This window comes from Teredinibacter waterburyi (assembly GCF_001922985.1).
In the GTDB taxonomy this organism is placed as follows: domain Bacteria; phylum Pseudomonadota; class Gammaproteobacteria; order Pseudomonadales; family Cellvibrionaceae; genus Teredinibacter; species Teredinibacter waterburyi.
In genome coordinates this window covers 152,421-168,858 of the sequence record NZ_MRUH01000123.1, presented here as the reverse complement: position 1 = coordinate 168,858, position 16,438 = coordinate 152,421, and the positions used below count along the sequence as shown (strand labels likewise).

At 48.1% G+C, this 16,438-nt stretch carries 19 protein-coding genes and 1 tRNA gene; 8 read left to right on the top strand and 12 right to left on the bottom strand.

What is annotated here, in order from left to right:
• Window positions 1-11: 11 nt before the first annotated feature.
• The 6 genes from acpP to IDZ20_RS09590 form a co-directional block, all read right to left on the bottom strand.
• Window positions 12-251, bottom strand: coding sequence for an acyl carrier protein (acpP, locus tag IDZ20_RS09615; RefSeq protein ID WP_045860003.1), 240 nt, complete (start codon window positions 249-251; stop codon window positions 12-14).
• A 251-nt stretch (window positions 252-502) separates the two neighbouring features.
• Window positions 503-1,246, bottom strand: a complete 744-nt coding sequence (fabG, locus tag IDZ20_RS09610) for a 3-oxoacyl-ACP reductase FabG (RefSeq protein ID WP_188151210.1) — start codon at window positions 1,244-1,246, stop codon at window positions 503-505.
• 10 nt (window positions 1,247-1,256) lie between these two features.
• On the bottom strand, window positions 1,257-2,204 hold the full coding sequence (gene fabD / locus IDZ20_RS09605) for an ACP S-malonyltransferase (protein ID WP_188151209.1): 948 nt from the start codon (window positions 2,202-2,204) through the stop codon (window positions 1,257-1,259).
• A 70-nt stretch (window positions 2,205-2,274) separates the two neighbouring features.
• A complete protein-coding gene (gene plsX / locus IDZ20_RS09600; RefSeq protein WP_188151208.1) occupies window positions 2,275-3,306 on the bottom strand; it encodes a phosphate acyltransferase PlsX in 1,032 nt (343 codons plus the stop codon).
• A 2-nt stretch (window positions 3,307-3,308) separates the two neighbouring features.
• Window positions 3,309-3,491, bottom strand: coding sequence for a 50S ribosomal protein L32 (gene rpmF, locus IDZ20_RS09595; protein ID WP_188151207.1), 183 nt, complete (start codon window positions 3,489-3,491; stop codon window positions 3,309-3,311).
• Window positions 3,492-3,540: 49 nt separating this feature from the next.
• The gene (locus IDZ20_RS09590) at window positions 3,541-4,068 is read right to left on the bottom strand and encodes a YceD family protein (protein WP_245792235.1); all 528 of its coding nucleotides are present in this window, start codon (window positions 4,066-4,068) and stop codon (window positions 3,541-3,543) included.
• A gap of 230 nt (window positions 4,069-4,298) precedes the next feature.
• On the opposite strand from IDZ20_RS09590, the gene IDZ20_RS09585 reads away from it, so the two are divergent.
• The 8 genes from IDZ20_RS09585 to IDZ20_RS09550 all read left to right on the top strand — a co-directional run bounded on the left by IDZ20_RS09585 (window position 4,299) and on the right by IDZ20_RS09550 (window position 10,997).
• Complete coding sequence (locus IDZ20_RS09585) at window positions 4,299-4,922, top strand: Maf family protein (RefSeq protein WP_188151206.1); 624 nt, start codon at window positions 4,299-4,301, stop codon at window positions 4,920-4,922.
• Between the two features lie 3 nt (window positions 4,923-4,925).
• Window positions 4,926-6,860: an ABC-F family ATP-binding cassette domain-containing protein gene (locus tag IDZ20_RS09580; protein WP_188151205.1), complete on the top strand. Its 1,935-nt coding sequence runs from the start codon at window positions 4,926-4,928 to the stop codon at window positions 6,858-6,860.
• Window positions 6,861-6,964: 104 nt separating this feature from the next.
• A complete protein-coding gene (locus tag IDZ20_RS09575; protein WP_188151204.1) occupies window positions 6,965-7,948 on the top strand; it encodes a hypothetical protein in 984 nt (327 codons plus the stop codon).
• 75 nt (window positions 7,949-8,023) lie between these two features.
• Complete coding sequence (locus IDZ20_RS09570; protein WP_188151203.1) at window positions 8,024-8,452, top strand: YqaA family protein; 429 nt, start codon at window positions 8,024-8,026, stop codon at window positions 8,450-8,452.
• Window positions 8,453-8,776: 324 nt separating this feature from the next.
• The gene (locus IDZ20_RS09565; RefSeq protein WP_188151202.1) at window positions 8,777-9,028 is read left to right on the top strand and encodes an Arm DNA-binding domain-containing protein; all 252 of its coding nucleotides are present in this window, start codon (window positions 8,777-8,779) and stop codon (window positions 9,026-9,028) included.
• Window positions 9,006-9,950, top strand: a complete 945-nt coding sequence (locus IDZ20_RS09560; protein ID WP_188151201.1) for a tyrosine-type recombinase/integrase — start codon at window positions 9,006-9,008, stop codon at window positions 9,948-9,950. The genes IDZ20_RS09565 and IDZ20_RS09560 overlap by 23 nt, the downstream gene beginning before the upstream one ends.
• A 385-nt stretch (window positions 9,951-10,335) precedes the next feature.
• Window positions 10,336-10,731 carry a type II toxin-antitoxin system YafO family toxin gene (locus IDZ20_RS09555; RefSeq protein WP_188151200.1) on the top strand — a complete coding sequence of 132 codons (396 nt, stop codon included), beginning with the start codon at window positions 10,336-10,338 and terminating at the stop codon, window positions 10,729-10,731.
• A gap of 5 nt (window positions 10,732-10,736) precedes the next feature.
• Window positions 10,737-10,997, top strand: a complete 261-nt coding sequence (locus IDZ20_RS09550; RefSeq protein WP_188151199.1) for a hypothetical protein — start codon at window positions 10,737-10,739, stop codon at window positions 10,995-10,997.
• A 94-nt stretch (window positions 10,998-11,091) separates the two neighbouring features.
• Here IDZ20_RS09550 and IDZ20_RS09545 read toward each other — a convergent pair whose 3' ends face one another.
• The 6 genes from IDZ20_RS09545 to pheT form a co-directional block, all read right to left on the bottom strand.
• Complete coding sequence (locus IDZ20_RS09545; RefSeq protein ID WP_188151238.1) at window positions 11,092-12,000, bottom strand: NgoMIV family type II restriction endonuclease; 909 nt, start codon at window positions 11,998-12,000, stop codon at window positions 11,092-11,094.
• Between the two features lie 2 nt (window positions 12,001-12,002).
• Window positions 12,003-13,031, bottom strand: a complete 1,029-nt coding sequence (locus IDZ20_RS09540; protein ID WP_188151198.1) for a DNA cytosine methyltransferase — start codon at window positions 13,029-13,031, stop codon at window positions 12,003-12,005.
• Window positions 13,032-13,234: 203 nt separating this feature from the next.
• Window positions 13,235-13,311, bottom strand: a tRNA-Pro gene (locus IDZ20_RS09535).
• Between the two features lie 95 nt (window positions 13,312-13,406).
• Entirely contained in the window at window positions 13,407-13,760 is a 354-nt protein-coding gene (locus IDZ20_RS09530) for a MerR family transcriptional regulator (RefSeq protein ID WP_188151197.1), read from the bottom strand.
• Window positions 13,744-14,067: an integration host factor subunit alpha gene (gene ihfA, locus IDZ20_RS09525; RefSeq protein ID WP_188151196.1), complete on the bottom strand. Its 324-nt coding sequence runs from the start codon at window positions 14,065-14,067 to the stop codon at window positions 13,744-13,746. Before ihfA ends, IDZ20_RS09530 begins: the two co-directional genes overlap by 17 nt.
• Window positions 14,051-16,438 (bottom strand): phenylalanine--tRNA ligase subunit beta, encoded by a 2,388-nt coding sequence (pheT, locus tag IDZ20_RS09520; RefSeq protein ID WP_188151195.1) that lies wholly within the window; start codon window positions 16,436-16,438, stop codon window positions 14,051-14,053. Before pheT ends, ihfA begins: the two co-directional genes overlap by 17 nt.

Below are 16,438 nucleotides of genomic sequence, written 5' to 3'. Positions count from 1 at the left end.
CAACCGACGTATTAAGCCAGGTTTTCGTTGATGTAGTTGATTGCCAACTGAACCGTGGTGATTTTTTCAGCTTCTTCGTCTGGAATTTCGGTTTCGAATTCCTCTTCAAGAGCCATTACCAACTCAACGGTGTCAAGAGAATCCGCACCCAAATCTTCAACGAAGGACGCCTCATTTTTTACTTCTTCTTCTTTAACGCCGAGTTGCTCTGCGACAATTTTCTTTACGCGTTCTTCAATGCTGCTGCTCATAATCGTGTTTAACTCCTAATGATAACTTTCTGTGAAGCCGATTGATTTAAAACCACTTAAGCCGTCACCTTATTGCCCGTAGTCGCTGCCCAAAGAAGGTCAAGCTAACGAGCGTTCATTTGACACTTGAAACCGCAAAATCTTTGGGCCGGCTTACACGTGCGCGCATTTTAACGCGATTTTCTTCATGTTGTAACGCATGATTCATAAATTTCTGTAAATTTCGAAAATAATCGTTTAATTTCAAAAGCTTAGCACATGTACAAGCCACCATTTACATGGATCGTTTCGCCGGTAACATAGCCTCCATCGGCGCTACACAAGAATTTTACGACGCCAGCAATCTCTTCTGGCTGACCAAAACGGCCCAAAGGAATGTTGTCAAACATGGCCTTTTTCTGCTCTTCAGGCAATACCTTGGTCATATCGGTATCAATAAAACCCGGCGCTACAGAGTTCACGGTGATGTTGCGCGACCCCACCTCTTTCGCCAAGGATCGAGAAAAACCCATAACCCCAGCTTTTGTAGCCGAATAATTAGTTTGCCCAGCGTTGCCCATTTGACCAACGATAGAGCTGATATTAACGATACGCCCCCAACGAGCCTTCATCATGCCGCGCAGGCAAGCCTTGCTAAGACGGTAAATAGCACTTAGATTGGTATTGATCACGTCAAACCACTCATCTTCACTCATCCGCATGAGCAGATTATCTTTAGTGATTCCAGCGTTGTTAACAAGAATTTGCACCGCGCCATACTTTTCTTGAATCGCAGCCAATACACCGGCAACAGATTCCGCATCAGTGACATTCAAAGCCATACCTTCGCCTTTTAGTCCCTTCTCCTGCATTCGCGCAGAAATAGCGTCTGCACCACTTGCACTCGTTGCGGTACCCACAACAATCGCCCCAGAGGCAGCTAGGGTATCCGCAATAGCAGCACCAATACCTCGGCTAGCGCCTGTAACCAGCGCAACTTTACCTTCTAAAGACATATCATTTTCCTTATTTAAGAGCTTCTAGACACTCAGAGAATGTCGTTTGAGTTTCAAGATTTGAGGTGTTTAACTGTTTTTCAATTCGCTTATTAAGGCCAGAAAGCACCTTGCCGGGGCCACACTCAACTGTCGTTGTGACACCTTGCTTGGCGAGATACTGAACGCATTCTACCCAGCGCACCGCAGAATAGATTTGCTCAACCATTAATGCTTTTATCTTTACTGGGTCTGATTCTGGCTGTGCATTAACGTTGTGGACTACTGGTATTGCCGGAACTTTAAACTCCGTGGCTTCAATTTCACTCGCCAAGCGCTCTGCAGCCGGTTTCATTAGCGATGTGTGGAACGGCGCGCTTACCGGCAGAGGAAGAGCGCGTTTGGCGCCCGCCTCTTTACACAAGACCATGGCACGCTCTACCGCTTCTTTCTTACCGGCAATAACAAGCTGGCCCGGAGAGTTGTAATTCACCGGTGCAACAACTTCAGATTCGTTACTTGCATCGGCGCATGCCTTTTCGACTAGCGCGTCGTCCAAGCCAATAATAGCGGCCATAGCGCCGACGCCTGCAGGCACAGCTTCTTGCATATAGCGCCCACGCGAGCGCACTAAGCGCACCGCATCTTTGAAGTCGACTACACCAGCGCAGACCAGTGCCGACCACTCGCCCAAACTATGACCAGCCATCAACCCAGGCTTTACGCCACCTTCGGCCAACCAAACACGCCACAAAGCAACACTACAGGTCAGCAGAGCTGGCTGTGTGGTCTCAGTAAGATTTAGCTGCTCTTGGGTACCATTTTGGACGAGATCCCAAAGGTCATAACCCAGCACCTCGGACGCTTCGGCAAAGGTGCTTTGTACCAGCTCCGCGCCCTGTGTTATATCCGCAAGCATGCCAACCTTCTGCGACCCCTGACCGGGAAATACAAATGCTAGCTGTTCAGAATGGCTCATAATCTATTTCCTACTGCCTTTACTTAATCGTATAAATTAAACGTACATGAGGACCGAAACACCTCATTATTTATTGGCTACCACTGCCATCAGTGACGACCTGTAAGCGCTCGCCAATTTTATTGGCAATATCAGCGCGAACCTGCTCAACGGCAACAGCCAAAGCCCGCTCGAAGCCAAGCTGGTCTGCACCACCATGACTCTTAACGACGGTCTTTCTCAAACCTAGTAAAGCAGCACCGTTATATAAAGATGGATTGAACTTAGCCTTCCAAGGAGTCAACGCTGGCTTGGCAATTCGCGCCAATAGTGTTCGCCACGGGCTAGACTTAAGGCTCTCACGCAAACTCGAAAACACAAACGTTGCCACACCTTCGCTAACCTTAAGCGCAACATTACCCAGCAGCCCGTCGCAGACAATCACGTCTACTAGACCCCTATATAGGTCGTGACCTTCAACAAATCCAACAAAATGAATGTCATCACGGCTCGCCAACATCTTCGCTGCGGCTTGAATCACCTCACTGCCCTTGCCCGCTTCCTCGCCTACATTTAATAATGCGACTCGGGGCTTAGTGCAGCCAGAAACTTGCGCAAGCGCAGAACCCATCACCGCAAATTGCACCAACTGATCGGCAGAGCAATCGAGGTTGGCACCAAGATCCAGCATTAAACTACTGCCGGATGCCGTTGGCACAGACTTACAAATTGCGGGGCGCGATACGCCGGGAAACGTTTTGAGTAGCTTACGGCTGATCGCCATAAGCGCGCCGGTATTACCGCCACTAACACAGGCATCGGCCTTGCCCTCAGCAACTAACTCTAACGCCTTCCATAACGACGAATCGGAGCCACTACGCAACGCTTCACCAGCTTTGCTTTGCATGCTAATGGTAGAGTTTGTGGGGTACACAGAGATTTTAGAGTCAATAGAAGACGGGCCTAGTTCGTCAAACGCTTGCTGTAATTCAGCCTTATCGCCAACTAGTATTGCGGTTACATTCGGGGAGTGGTTCAGAAAAGCGCGCACGCTTTGAACGACAAGACGGGGACCTTGGTCCCCGCCCATCGCATCAATCGAGAGATGAATGTCGTGCGACAAACTTACTCAGCGTCGCTAACGTCTACAACTTTACGGCCACGGTAAAAACCATCGGCAGTAACGTGATGACGACGATGCTTCTCACCAGTAGTAGGATCTACTGACAAAGTGGTCTCGGTAAGCGCATCGTGTGAACGGCGCATGCCACGCTTGGAACGGGTTTTTCGGTTCTGTTGGACAGCCATAAATACTCCTGGAATTTTACAAACATTCGCCTGACAGGCCTGCTTGAGATTATCCGTCAGTCGTTTTTTTCAATTGTTGCTTCAGCCCTGCCAAGACACCAAACGGATTTGGCTCTTCGCTCTCTTTAGCAACCTGGGTTTCTTCTCCGGCGAACTCAGTGCTCGCCTCTGCACAGCTATAATCGTGTAGCGCTACTGTCGGCAATGCCAACAACAGCTCCTCTTCGAGAATAGCGTGCAAATCTCCGTCGTCTTCTCCAACAATCCATGGGTCTAGTGATTTCGGCAGCTTCGCCGCTTCTTCTTCGTCCCAACAAACCGCCAGATGAACATCGGTACTGATTTGTGTAGCGAGGGGGCCTAGGCAGCGCTGACATTCCAACACCACATCCATCTGCACCAGCCCAGTCACCAGCTTACGTCTTTGATCGTCGACCGAAAACTTAAGCTTAGCAACCATCACCCGATTAGCTCCCGCCGCACCGGAAGATCCTTCCAATGTTGCGCTGGCTTCGAGCAGACGCGGTAGTTCAACCTCAGGTACAATGCCCGCCAATTCGGAAAAGGCATGGGACATTTTTCTGGGGTCAACCCGCTTCGGCAGCCGATTAAATAAAGCACCCTCTGACATAAGCGCGCGATGATAGGGAATAGACCTATCGCTGTCAAAGAAAACCTTGATATTTAACAGTTTTCCAGTGAAAAGCACGCCTAACAAGCGTTTCTACGGCGTGTTTTCTATCAATTCAGCGCTGCTTTCCGAAAAAAACGTCTGACTTACCAACTACCTATTGGCGAACGCTATAAATGAAGCAACAAACACCGAAGATCATCCTCGCCTCATCGTCCCCCTATCGTAAGCTCCAGCTAGAACAGCTGGGCATTAGCTTCAGCTGTGAACCGGCGGATATAGATGAAACACCACGGCCAAACGAAACCTGTGGCGTCCTAGCACAACGACTATCCCGAGATAAGGCCCTAGAAATCGCCAAGCGGCCCGAACACGCCAACTGCATTATTATTGGCTCCGACCAAACCGCCGAATGCGACGGCATGCAGCTAAGCAAACCGGGTACCACTGATCGCGCAATCGCCCAGCTCTGCCATAGTCAGGGCAAGGAAGTAACCTTCCATACCGGCTTATGCGTACTGCGAACGCCAGAACTGCAAACGCACGACGACGCAAACACACAAATGCTATGCGATGTAATCCAAACCCGCGTGCGTTTTCGGGCGCTAACACTTTGGCAAATCCACCGTTATATAGAACTCGAAAATCCGCTAGACTGCGCCGGCAGCTTTAAGTGCGAAGGTTTGGGCATATCGCTATTCGAGTCAATCTGTAGCGACGACCCATCAGCCTTAATTGGCCTGCCCCTTATCGCGCTAAACCTATTTCTATTTCAACTCGGTCTGGACCTACTTAACTAACACATGATTCAACTCCAATCAGTCAGCTTGCAACGCGGAAACCTGCACCTACTCGAACTTGCAGATCTCACCATTTACCCGGGCCAAAAGTGGGGTCTCGTCGGCGCCAACGGCAGCGGAAAATCGAGCCTTTTTAAATTATTGCTCGGCGAACTGCACGAAGACGCCGGCCAAGTACAAGTGCCGAAGCAATGGCAGATCGGCCACATGGCGCAAGAAACTGGGCACAGCAGCCGCTGCGCAATCGATTATGTTTTGGATGGCGACCAACCACTTCGAGATCTTGAGCAACGTATCGCCACCCATAGCGGCGACGGCGAATCACTTGCTGCCCTCTATCAAGAAATGGAAAACATCGACGGCTACACCGCCAAAGCTCGCGCCGAAAGACTGATACACGGCTTGGGTTTTAAAGATAGCGACAGCAATCGCGGCGTAAATGAATTTTCCGGCGGCTGGCGCATTCGCCTTAACCTCGCCCAAGCGTTGATGTGCCGCTCCGACCTTTTACTATTAGATGAGCCCACCAACCACCTCGATTTAGATGCAACTATTTGGCTGGAACAATGGCTTAATCAGTACGAAGGAACCTTGCTGATTATTTCTCACGACCGCGACTTTTTAGACAACCTTGCCGAAGGTATTATTCACGTTGAGCAGCGCAAGCTAATCAGCTACAACGGCAACTATTCCTCCTTTGAAAACCAGCGCGCCGAACGACTCGCGCAACAAGCCATCGAATTTAGCAAGCAGCAAACACGAGTTGCCGAAATCGAAGACTTTGTGCGCCGCTTTCGTGCCAAAGCGACCAAAGCAAAACAAGCGCAAAGCCGCTTAAAAGAATTAGAACGAATGAAAAAAATCGCGCCGGCACATGTCGACTCGCCATTTTCATTTCGCTTCCCTGCGCCCGAACGTATGCCGCAAACATTAATCACCCTCGACGATATTGACATCGGCTATGGTGACACAGCGTTGGTAAAAAAAATAAACCTCAGCATTTTAGGCTCAACCCGTGTTGGCCTCTTGGGGCACAACGGCGCCGGTAAAACCACACTGGTGAAATCCCTCGCCGAAACACTACCCTTAGTTAGCGGCGAACTTACCAAAAGCGTACATCTGCGCTGTGGTTATTTTGCTCAACATCAAGTCGAAGCATTGGATATGCAAGCGTCCTGCGCACTGCATATCCAGCGCATTAGCCCCAAGGCAAGCGAACAGGAGATACGTAATTTTCTCGGCAGTTTCGGCTTTCAAGGGGAACGCGCATTTGAATGTATCCAGCATTTTTCGGGTGGCGAAAAAGCGCGCTTAGCGCTGGCGATTTTAGCTTGGCAAAAACCCAATTTCTTACTTTTAGACGAACCGACCAACCACCTCGATTTAGAAATGCGCCACGCACTTACGCTGGCGATTCAAGCATTTGAAGGTGCTGTAATTATCGTCTCCCACGACCGCCACTTATTACGCAGCACACTCGACGAATATTGGTTAGTAGATGCCGGCAAAGTAACCGAATTTGAAGGCGATCTCGAAGACTATCAACATTGGTTAAGTAAACAGCAAACCGACGACAATGCAGCGACAGCTATCCCCTCATCCGACACCAACACAGCAGGCAACGCGGAAAGCAGCGATAGTAAGCGCGACAAAAAAGAACAGCGTCAATACGAAGCGCAAATTCGCGCCCAGCTAACGCCCTTCAGCAAAAAAATAAAATCTATTGAAAATAAAATGCAGCCCCTACAGAAAAAACTGGGCGAACTAGAAACTGCACTTGCCGACCCAGAACTCTATGCGGGCGCTAGCACCCAGCTCACCACCCTACTGGCAGATCAGCGCGCAACTAAAGCAGCTTTAGAGGAACTGGAAATGGAATGGCTCGAACAAAACGAAGCCATGGAAAATAAAGAAGCGGAATTGCGCGGCGAAAACTAGCTCAACAGGATGATCAACATAAAAAGCTGTAGTCTTCAGTAAAATATTAAGAGCAACAAAAGTAAACACAAAAAAACTAAAACATAATAATTAGAGAGTGAACAATGAACAAAGTACCCGCAACACATCATCAGCCCTCACGAAACTTATTAACTTTCGTCGGCGCACTGAGCATCGCCCTACTGGCCAGCTGCGGAGGTGGCGGCTCGTCGACTCCCGACGACGGCTACGACAACTCATCCAGCAGCTCTTCATCTAGTAGCAGCTCTTCATCGAGCAGTTCGTCCTCTAGTAGTTCCACTGGCGGCAGCCCTATTGCCTGTAGTGAAGGCCAAGTGCTGTGCGAAAAATTTGATGACGCCGCGACAATCCCAAGCGGCTGGAGTACCAGTAGTAGCCGAGTCACCGTATCGTCGGATTACGCATTTAGCGGCGAAAATTCGATTAAGGTTTCCGCCACCGGTGGCGGGTATAACGCCAACTACCTAAAGCATGACTTAACCGCCCTACCCGCACTGCAAGGCGCTCATTACGGCCGTATGATGGTTTGGCTTTCGAGCACCAATAGCATAGGTGGCGATTTCACCTTTATCCAAGCAGAAGGCCCGTCAACCGAAGCCTCTGGCGCGCCCACCGGTACACTTGCAAAGTATCGCGGCCGTCTTGATGGTCGCTACGATCACTTTTTTGCGAATTATGACACCTGGATTGACACAAATAACGACGGCAATACTGACTGGGGAACCGACTGCTGGAAGCAACCCAACTTTCCACCACCAACGGATTACTTAATCCCTAAAGATACCTGGGCCTGCGTACAGTGGCATTTTGACAGCAACAACAATGAAATGATGTTTTGGCTAAACAATGCGGAACTCACCCAAATCAACAACCAAGGCAGTGGTGATGGCTGCGTCGCGCACGACCAAGATGATGCTTGGCTGGCACCGGCGACCTTTAACGAAATTCATTTGGGGATAGAGCAGTACCACAGCTCAGCCGAGGCGCGCACTATGTATATCGACGATATTGTTATCGATGATGAGCCTGTCGATTGCTTTGGCAACCCTGTCGCCAGCAAACCGTAGAAATAGAACTATCACTTAAAAGGCCGTCGCTTACGCCGGCCTTTTTATTAACACGCAAAAACTGCAGCGAGTAACGTGACCTACCTTATTCTTTTTGTTACGGCGTTTCTCGCTGCAACGCTTTTACCTCTATCGTCTGAGATTTTGCTACTGACCTACCTCAGTGATGGCAAGTTACCGTTATTGCTCTGGCTAGCCGCCACCGCTGGCAACACACTTGGGGCCGCGCTTAATTGGGTACTAGGCCGCTATCTTCTTCGGTTTCAAGAGCGCACTTGGTTCCCATTTAAACAGGCCAAACTGGAGCGCGCGCAAAAGTGGTTCCGAAGCTACGGCGTTTGGAGCCTACTATTTAGCTGGCTACCGTTGATTGGCGATGGATTAACCTTCGTAGCCGGCACTATGAACACGCGGTTCAGCGTTTTTATTGCGCTTACGCTAACGGGGAAGGCCATTCGATATGGCTTAGTGATTTGGGCTGGCGTGCGGTTTTTTATGGCCTAGAAACTATGTAACAACTCATACCGGCAAAATAGGCTTTGAGATTTGGATTTTATCCAGACATAAAAAAACCGCCATTAGGCGGTTTTTTTATGTCTGGTCGGAGTGGCCGGATTTGAACCGACGACCACCACACCCCCAGTGCAAAAAAAAGAATATCCCCCCAACACAAACCATGAACGACAACGAACAACATTGGAAATTATTTCCTTATATTTCAATAAGTTAAAAACAAAACCATCATTCACCATTGTTCACCACTCCCCCCTGATGCATAATTCATCTGGACTTAATATGGACTTAAATAAATTGAGCTAGAGGCAAGCGTTGAAAGCCAAAATAACCACAAGCCTAACCAAACAGCTTATCCCTGAAGAAAAAGCCTATGAAGTAGCCGATACCGAGATCAAAGGGTTCATACTTAGGGTACAACCTACTGGCAGAAAAACCTGTTACTTCTCTTACAGAACAATTGCCAGAAAACGGAAACGTATCAAGATTGGAGTGCTTGGCTCAGGCTTAACAGTGGCGCAAGCGAGAGACCAAGCACAGAGCATTGCAGCAAAATACCCTATCTAATTTCATTGAGAGTAGCTACAAACCATGGGCACTTGCCAACCTAAAAAGTGCGGAACTAAGCATTCAATCAGTACAACGTGCTTTTAAAGAATCACTGAACAACCCGTTAATCTCTTTTGATATCAAAACTATCGAACACTGGCGTACTACGAAGCTGAGATCAGGTATTAAGCCCTCCACAATCAATCGCTTAGTTAATGCACTAAGGGCCATATTAACCAAAGCGGTCGAGTGGGAGGCTATCCCCGAGCACCCCCTGCAAAAACTAAAACAGCTGAAAGTAGATGAAGCCACCAAAGCGAGATTTCTTCAAGCAGACGAGGAAAGCAGACTATTCAATGTACTCTTACAGCGAGACAAAGAACTCATCGAATCCCGCGAGCGCGCAAATGAGCACCGACGCAAGCGCGGATATGACCTCCTACCCAGCCTGACAGGGTTCCACTATGGCGATAGATTAACCCCTCTCGTGATCCTTTCGCTTAAAACAGGCTTGCGACGTGGCGAACTATTTGACGCAAAGTGGGAAGGTATCGACTTTGAAAACCAAGTACTAACAGTTCACGGAGAAAACGCAAAATCGAGTAAAACTCGACATATTCCACTTAGCCCAATAGCTTTTGAGACTCTGATTCGCTGGAGACAGCAAAGTAGTTCTAAATTTGGGCGAATATTCCCCTCTGACACCGGCGGCCGCCTTAACAACGTTAACACCGCTTGGCGTAATCTACTCAAACGAGCATCAATAACCCAGTTTCGGTGGCATGACATGCGACATGACTTTGCCTCTAAACTCGTTACGAAAGGCGTTCCCCTGAATACGGTTAGAGAGCTTTGCGGACACGCTGACCTCAACACAACACTTCGTTATGCCCACCTAGCCCCAGATCACAAATCAAGCGCAATTGCGCTGCTAGGTTAACCGCCTTTAGTTTGCAAGCAGCCACCGCCTCACTCCAGCTTGAGGCGGCTGTTAGTACACCACTTATAACCAGTAACAAAACCACCTCACAGCCCTTCCAAGATCCACCAAGTAGAGAGTCACGTGCCAACTTACATAAAACTTGTGATCAATACCTAAGATTCTTAAAGGCCTCGCAGTCAGAATACGCAGCCTCCCCTAGATAAGGATTATCTAACGATGAAAAAGCAACTCGTAGTTAAAAAAAGAAAAGCTAGTAACACCAATAACGATACGAAAATCACTAGCACAGATATCAAGCGCTCCAGCCAGCAAAACCAACAATCACTAACCAAAAATAACGCATACAATACATTTACAATTATTGAAGTAGAGTAACTACAATATGGATATTAAAGTTTACCTCTCATCATTCTTTGAAGAGAGCTGCCCAAGGGAAAAAATAGACAAGCTAGTGCAAGACTTTAAACAATACAAAACTACAGGAATAAGACCGCCAGAATTCGGAAGGGACGCCAGCTTTGACAGACCAAGCTCAGTCAAGCAAGCGGAACTCCAACACCTTCACCTTAAAGATTCAACTTCTGCAAACTGGCACTTAAAAACCCTTCAGTTTAATATGACTAGTAATACCGCGCTCATATACTGCCATGGCTTTTTTGATAAGAATAAATATCTGCTACTAGGCTTTTTGGAAGGTGCGCATCAGACTTATCAAAACTCACCCCACTACCTGCCCAGCCTAGCTGAAATTGCAGAACGTTTTAGAGCGAGGTTTTAGCCATAATGAAAGCAGAAATAATACTTGATTGGGATTACCAGCCACCCGAGCTAGATGGAATGTACTTTGTAGCTATCCAATATAGAGAAGGTGCAGGCATGCTAGAGTTTATGGAATTCAAGGACGGCCAATGGAGCCAGCATAACGGCGGCGAAGTTGTGGCTCACATCGATATAGGCAAGCTAAACAACCAACTTAGTATACGATGGCCTGACGCCCCAAAAGCACCACAGGCATTTATTGAAGATGAATTTCGGGAAGCCTAGCCTCAAAATGGGGGCTTCTACTGGCCCCCTAACTTTATAACGTAAGCACCTGCCCAAGAGGCAAAAACTGAAAGTTAAAGCAGTTTAAGCTCTGCTAAACAGCTAAGTCCAATGGTAGATCACTTATATCTTTCACTCGCTTTCCCTCAATCATCATCTCCAGTGTATCTAGCGCATCCTCATAATCTAGCTCCCTTAATGCCTCCACTAACTCATAAAGCGCAAAATGATATACGCAATCCATATCACCAGTACCCAGAGCCAGAGACGCAATTCTGCTAGGTGTTGGCTCAGCCGTTAAGGAAACTATATGGGGAGACCTCCCCTTCCGAGATCGAATTAAATTTAGAGCTTCGGTTCTTGTATTTTGCGCACGGTCAGACCTCATAGTGAATTTACAGGAGACGCTTGCGTGTAATATCAAATTTGGAGCATTATCACCCTCATGATTTTTAGCCCTTAGTTTCGCCTTGAGACAAGACTTTTCATCAACGATAATCGCATTTAAATTTAAAGCCTCATCTGACTCTGGCTTTCTTGCAATGACAACATCAGGAGCAATAATATACCCCTCACCAAGAAAAGCTCTTAACTCATCATGCTCTTTAGCGAGACGATTCAAGTCAGAAAGGTGAGAATATTGCTCATACTTTCCAATCATTCCTTCAGACCTACCACCCACCTTTTCAATAACCCAAGTCCCAGGTCGGAGATGCTGTAAACTATCAAATGTAGAACTCAAAAAATTAGCGCAATGGTCTTCGAATTCATTTCCTAGTGTTTGGCCTTCTTTTTTCTTCTCACGTCGCACTATAGTGGAGCCGACATTAGATGCGATTTTTTCGGCCAAAAGATTGGCCACTTTCACGCTCATTTTTTGGCCAGAGTCAGCATTACTTGCAATAAATGATTCACTAAACTTGGAGAAACCACTAGTACTTAATGTTTGCCCCTCAATTAAACACCTATGAAAATCAGCTCGTGCACAACTAAATAGCGACATACTCACAGCCCTCTCCTCTCTTTAACTTTAATTAATTTGAGGACCCTCAAAATTTGCCTACCCACAGCCTCAGCAACCGGAGGTGGGAAAGCGTTACCAACCTGCCTGTAAGCATGGGTCTTACTTCCAACAAACTCCCAGCTATCAGGAAACCCTTGAAGCCTTGCTGCCATCCTCACATTCAACAAAGGCATATTTTCATAACCCTCCCTAATGCCCCCGCCCCTCAACTCAACACCTTTAAAGCCTCGACAGGGAATCTCGTGATCATAAGCTAACCTATGCCCATTAACCCCAAGCTCATGCCATTGACGTTTCGCACGCGTAGGCCCCAAATCTGGCCCTCCATGCTTTTTGGAACCACCCACAAGCGTTGGGGCTATCCTATTCGCTTTTTCTTTCCATTTTTGCGCACCTTCCCAATTATTAGAGGACATCAGATCATACAATGCCTCACCAACAGTAGGTGGCGGCGTCTTATGTGGTTTTGGCCATTCGAAATGATGAAAAAAAGGCTTCTTAATCGCAACCAGTATGAGCCTAGGGCGTAATTGCGGAACCCCAAAGTCACTTGCCTGTAAAAGTTTCCACTCAGCCTCAAACCCCAAGCGTCTGAGCTTAGTAATTATGGCTGACCTATAACCTGCAAACTTTGCCTCAGCGAGCCCCTGAACATTTTCAAGCATAATTGCAGTGGGCTTTATTTTTCTTGCTATTTCAATCGCCGTTGGAAAAAGATCCCGCTCATCTTTCTTTCCTAACTGTAAGCCAGCTTTGCTAAAGGGTGGACAAGGGACACCACCTGCCAAGAGATCAATTGAACCGACAAATTCCTTTGCTTTTTGCTTTACAAATAGCTTGAGATCTTCATGTAAAATGTTTTCCCAGCCCAAATTTAGGCTGCAATTATTATAATGCAATGTTTTATGGGCAAATTCATCTAACTCAATCAAAGCTGAATGTTTAAATCCAGCATTATGCAACCCCAACGCTTGGCCACCAGCACCTGCACACATTTCAATTGCTTTCATTTTAAATTACAACCTAAATAATATGTCACTCATTAACTCAATTGATACGCCTATAAACACTCATTCTCGGAGCGCTCTGGACAGGGCATAGTAACGCAGGCTAAAACGAAATAACACATGGACATAATATGGACTTAAATTTGAGGCACAAAAAAGCCCGCGACTAGGGCGGGCCTCTAAACTGTTGATTTAACAACATAATTTGGTCGGAGTGGCCGGATTTGAACCGACGACCACCACACCCCCAGTGTGGTGCGCTACCAGGCTGCGCTACACTCCGAAATCCACATCGCTGTGGAAGGCGCACATCATACGGATTGGGCGCTGTATTGCAAGTTGGAATCTGGAAATTTTACCTTGTAACTGGAAACGGCTTTAAGTCTTAAGCAGGACCAAAACTTCTTCCAATTCTTTGATCATTTGTTGCACTACATCTTTCATACTGTGTGCTTCAGGTTTAACGTCCCCAGTCATCTGCTGGCGTGCACCACCGATGGTAAAACCCTGATCGTACAACAAAGATCTGATCTGGCGAATCGTGAGCACGTCTGAGCGCTGATAGTAGCGACGATTGCCACGACGCTTCACCGGTTTGAGCTGAGGAAACTCTTGCTCCCAGTAACGCAGTACGTGCGGTTTAACCGCGCATAGCTCGCTTACTTCACCAATAGTGAAATAGCGCTTGCCGGGGATTACGGGTAATTCGTCGTTATTACTCGGTTCCAGCATACGCTTCAACTCGTGCCTTTAATTTTTGACCGGGGCGAAATGTTACCACCCTTCTAGCCGTAATGGGGATCTCCTCGCCGGTTTTGGGATTTCGGCCAGGTCGTTGCTTTTTGTCGCGCAGATCGAAATTACCGAAACCGGAAAGCTTTACCTGTTCGTTACTTTCGAGCGCATTGCGTATTTCTTCAAAGAAATACTCTACGAGCTCTTTGGCTTCACGCTTATTGAAGCCAAGTTCCTCATATAGGTTTTCAGCCAAATCGGCTTTGGTTAATGAGTCTTTTGTAGTATCAGCGAAGGCTTGCATCAAATTCTTCCTCAAGACGCTGCACAACAGCAGCTATTGAAGCGTTGATTTCTTCCTCGTTAAGAGTGCGCGATGGATGCTGAAACGTCAAGTTAAAAGCTACACTTTTTCGTTGCGGATCAATACCTTCGCCACTATAAACGTCAAATACCTTTAAGTTCTTAAGGTTCTCTCCCGCAACCGCCGCCATAGCGGACTGTAAAGCAGAAACCTCCAGCTGGCGCCCGACAACAACCGCAAGATCACGACTTACTTCTGGAAACTTCGACAGTGGGACAAATTTTGGCACCTCGGTAATCAACGACTCAGCTAGATCTAGCTCGAATACAAAGACGGCTTTGGAAACACCAAGCTCCCGTAACAACTGCGGGTGCAAAGCCCCTACAACACCGATAACAACGCCACTCGCAACAACCTCTGCCGTTTGCCCTGGGTGTAAATAGTCGCGTATGCCTGCCTGAAAGCTGATATCACGCGCCGTTAACTCTAACAATGCTTCTAGGTCGCCTTTGATATCATAAAAGTCTACATCGCCTTTCGAGGCCGTCCAACTGGTTGCTTCGCGAGGGCCGTAAATCAAACCGGCGATACCTTGTGTTTGTGTAGTTTCGCTACCGTTGGGCACAAATCGCAGCCCTTTCTCGAAAATTCGTACACGTTGCTGCTGCCGATTAACATTGTGCATTAACGCCGTGGCCAAACCGGGGATCAAGGAGGTTCGCATTACGCTTAAATCGGCACTAATTGGGTTAAGCAACTCTACCGCTGGCTGCTCCCCACTGAATAACCGGTGCATCTTCGGGTCGATAAAGCTGTAAGTTATCGCCTCTTGATAGCCGCGAGCGATCAGCTGGCGGTCAAAACGATCGCCATCGAGAACGGTTTCGGTCTGCAGGCCAATTACCGCCGGAATTCTCATGTCGGTAGTCGGCAGATTGTTGTATCCGTAGATTCGTGCCAACTCTTCAAGCAAATCGGCATCGATACTAATATCGAAACGGTAGCTTGGCACGGAGAATGCCCAACCCTGCGGATCACTATCAACCAAAACCAAACCCAATCGCGCCAGAATATCGAGAACTTCTTCGTCCGGCATAGCAAAGCCCAAGCCCGACTGAATGCGACTTCGCTCTAATCTAACCTGACGCTGCGCTGGCAAATCTGCTGCACGCTCAGCGCAAACAACAGGGCCGGCATCGCCGCCGACGATCTGTAGCAACAGTTCGGTGGCTCGCTCCATCGCGAGTAAACACAAGTCTGGATCGACGCCGCGCTCAAAGCGATGTGATGAATCTGTATGCAATCCGTAATTTCTCGCTTTACCAGCAATAGCCAGCGGATTAAAAAAGGCGCTTTCTAGGAAGATATCCTGAGTCTCTGCCGTTACCGACGTAGGCTCGCCTCCCATAATACCGGCCATTGCGATTGGCCCAGATTTATCCGTTATAAGCAGGGTGCTGTCGTTAAGCTCTACCTCCTGACCGCCGAGGATCGTCAGCTTTTCACCGGTATTCGACAAGCGTACGCTTACATCGCCACTTAACTTACCTAGATCAAATGCGTGCATGGGTTGGCCGAGCTCAAGCAATAGGTAATTGGTAACATCGACAACGGCATCAATTGAGCGAACATCACTCCGGCGCAATCGCTCCTGCAACCACTGGGGGCTTGGGCGACTCAAATCGACACCAGAAATCACACGCCCAACGTAGCGTGGGCAGGCATCGCCAGCGCCCAAGTTAACATCTACACGCTTGTCCGAAGTTGCTGCGACAGGCTCGATAGTCACTTCGCTGACCTGAGTTCGATTAAGCACGCCAGTCTCGCGCGCAAGACCGCGAATACTCAAGCAGTCGCTGCGGTTTGGCGTTAAATCCACTTCGATAATATTGTCGTTTAAGTTGAGCGCCTCACGCAGCTCCGCACCAACAACCAGGTTGAGCGGCAATTCCCACAAACCCGAATCGTCCTCACCAGCTTGTAGCTCAGTTTGGCCACACAACATACCAAACGATTCGACACCGCGAAGCTTCGCCCTTTTAATTTTAAATGGTTTGCCATCTGGCCCGGGAGGCAAACTTGCACCTACCGTAGCAAAAGGAATTTTTATTCCTACACGCGCATTCGGCGCACCACATACCACTTGGGTTAATTCATCAGCGCCACCAGCAACCTGACAAACGCGCAGCTTATCAGCATCGGGGTGTTGAGCGACGGCGATAATTTCACCGACGACTACGCCATTAAAATCTCCCGCTACAGGTTCAACGGCATCGACCTCTAGGCCCGCCATGGTTAACTGATCAACCAATGCCTGTGTGGAAATACTGGGACTCACCCAAGAGCGCAACCAAGATTCACTAAACTTCAT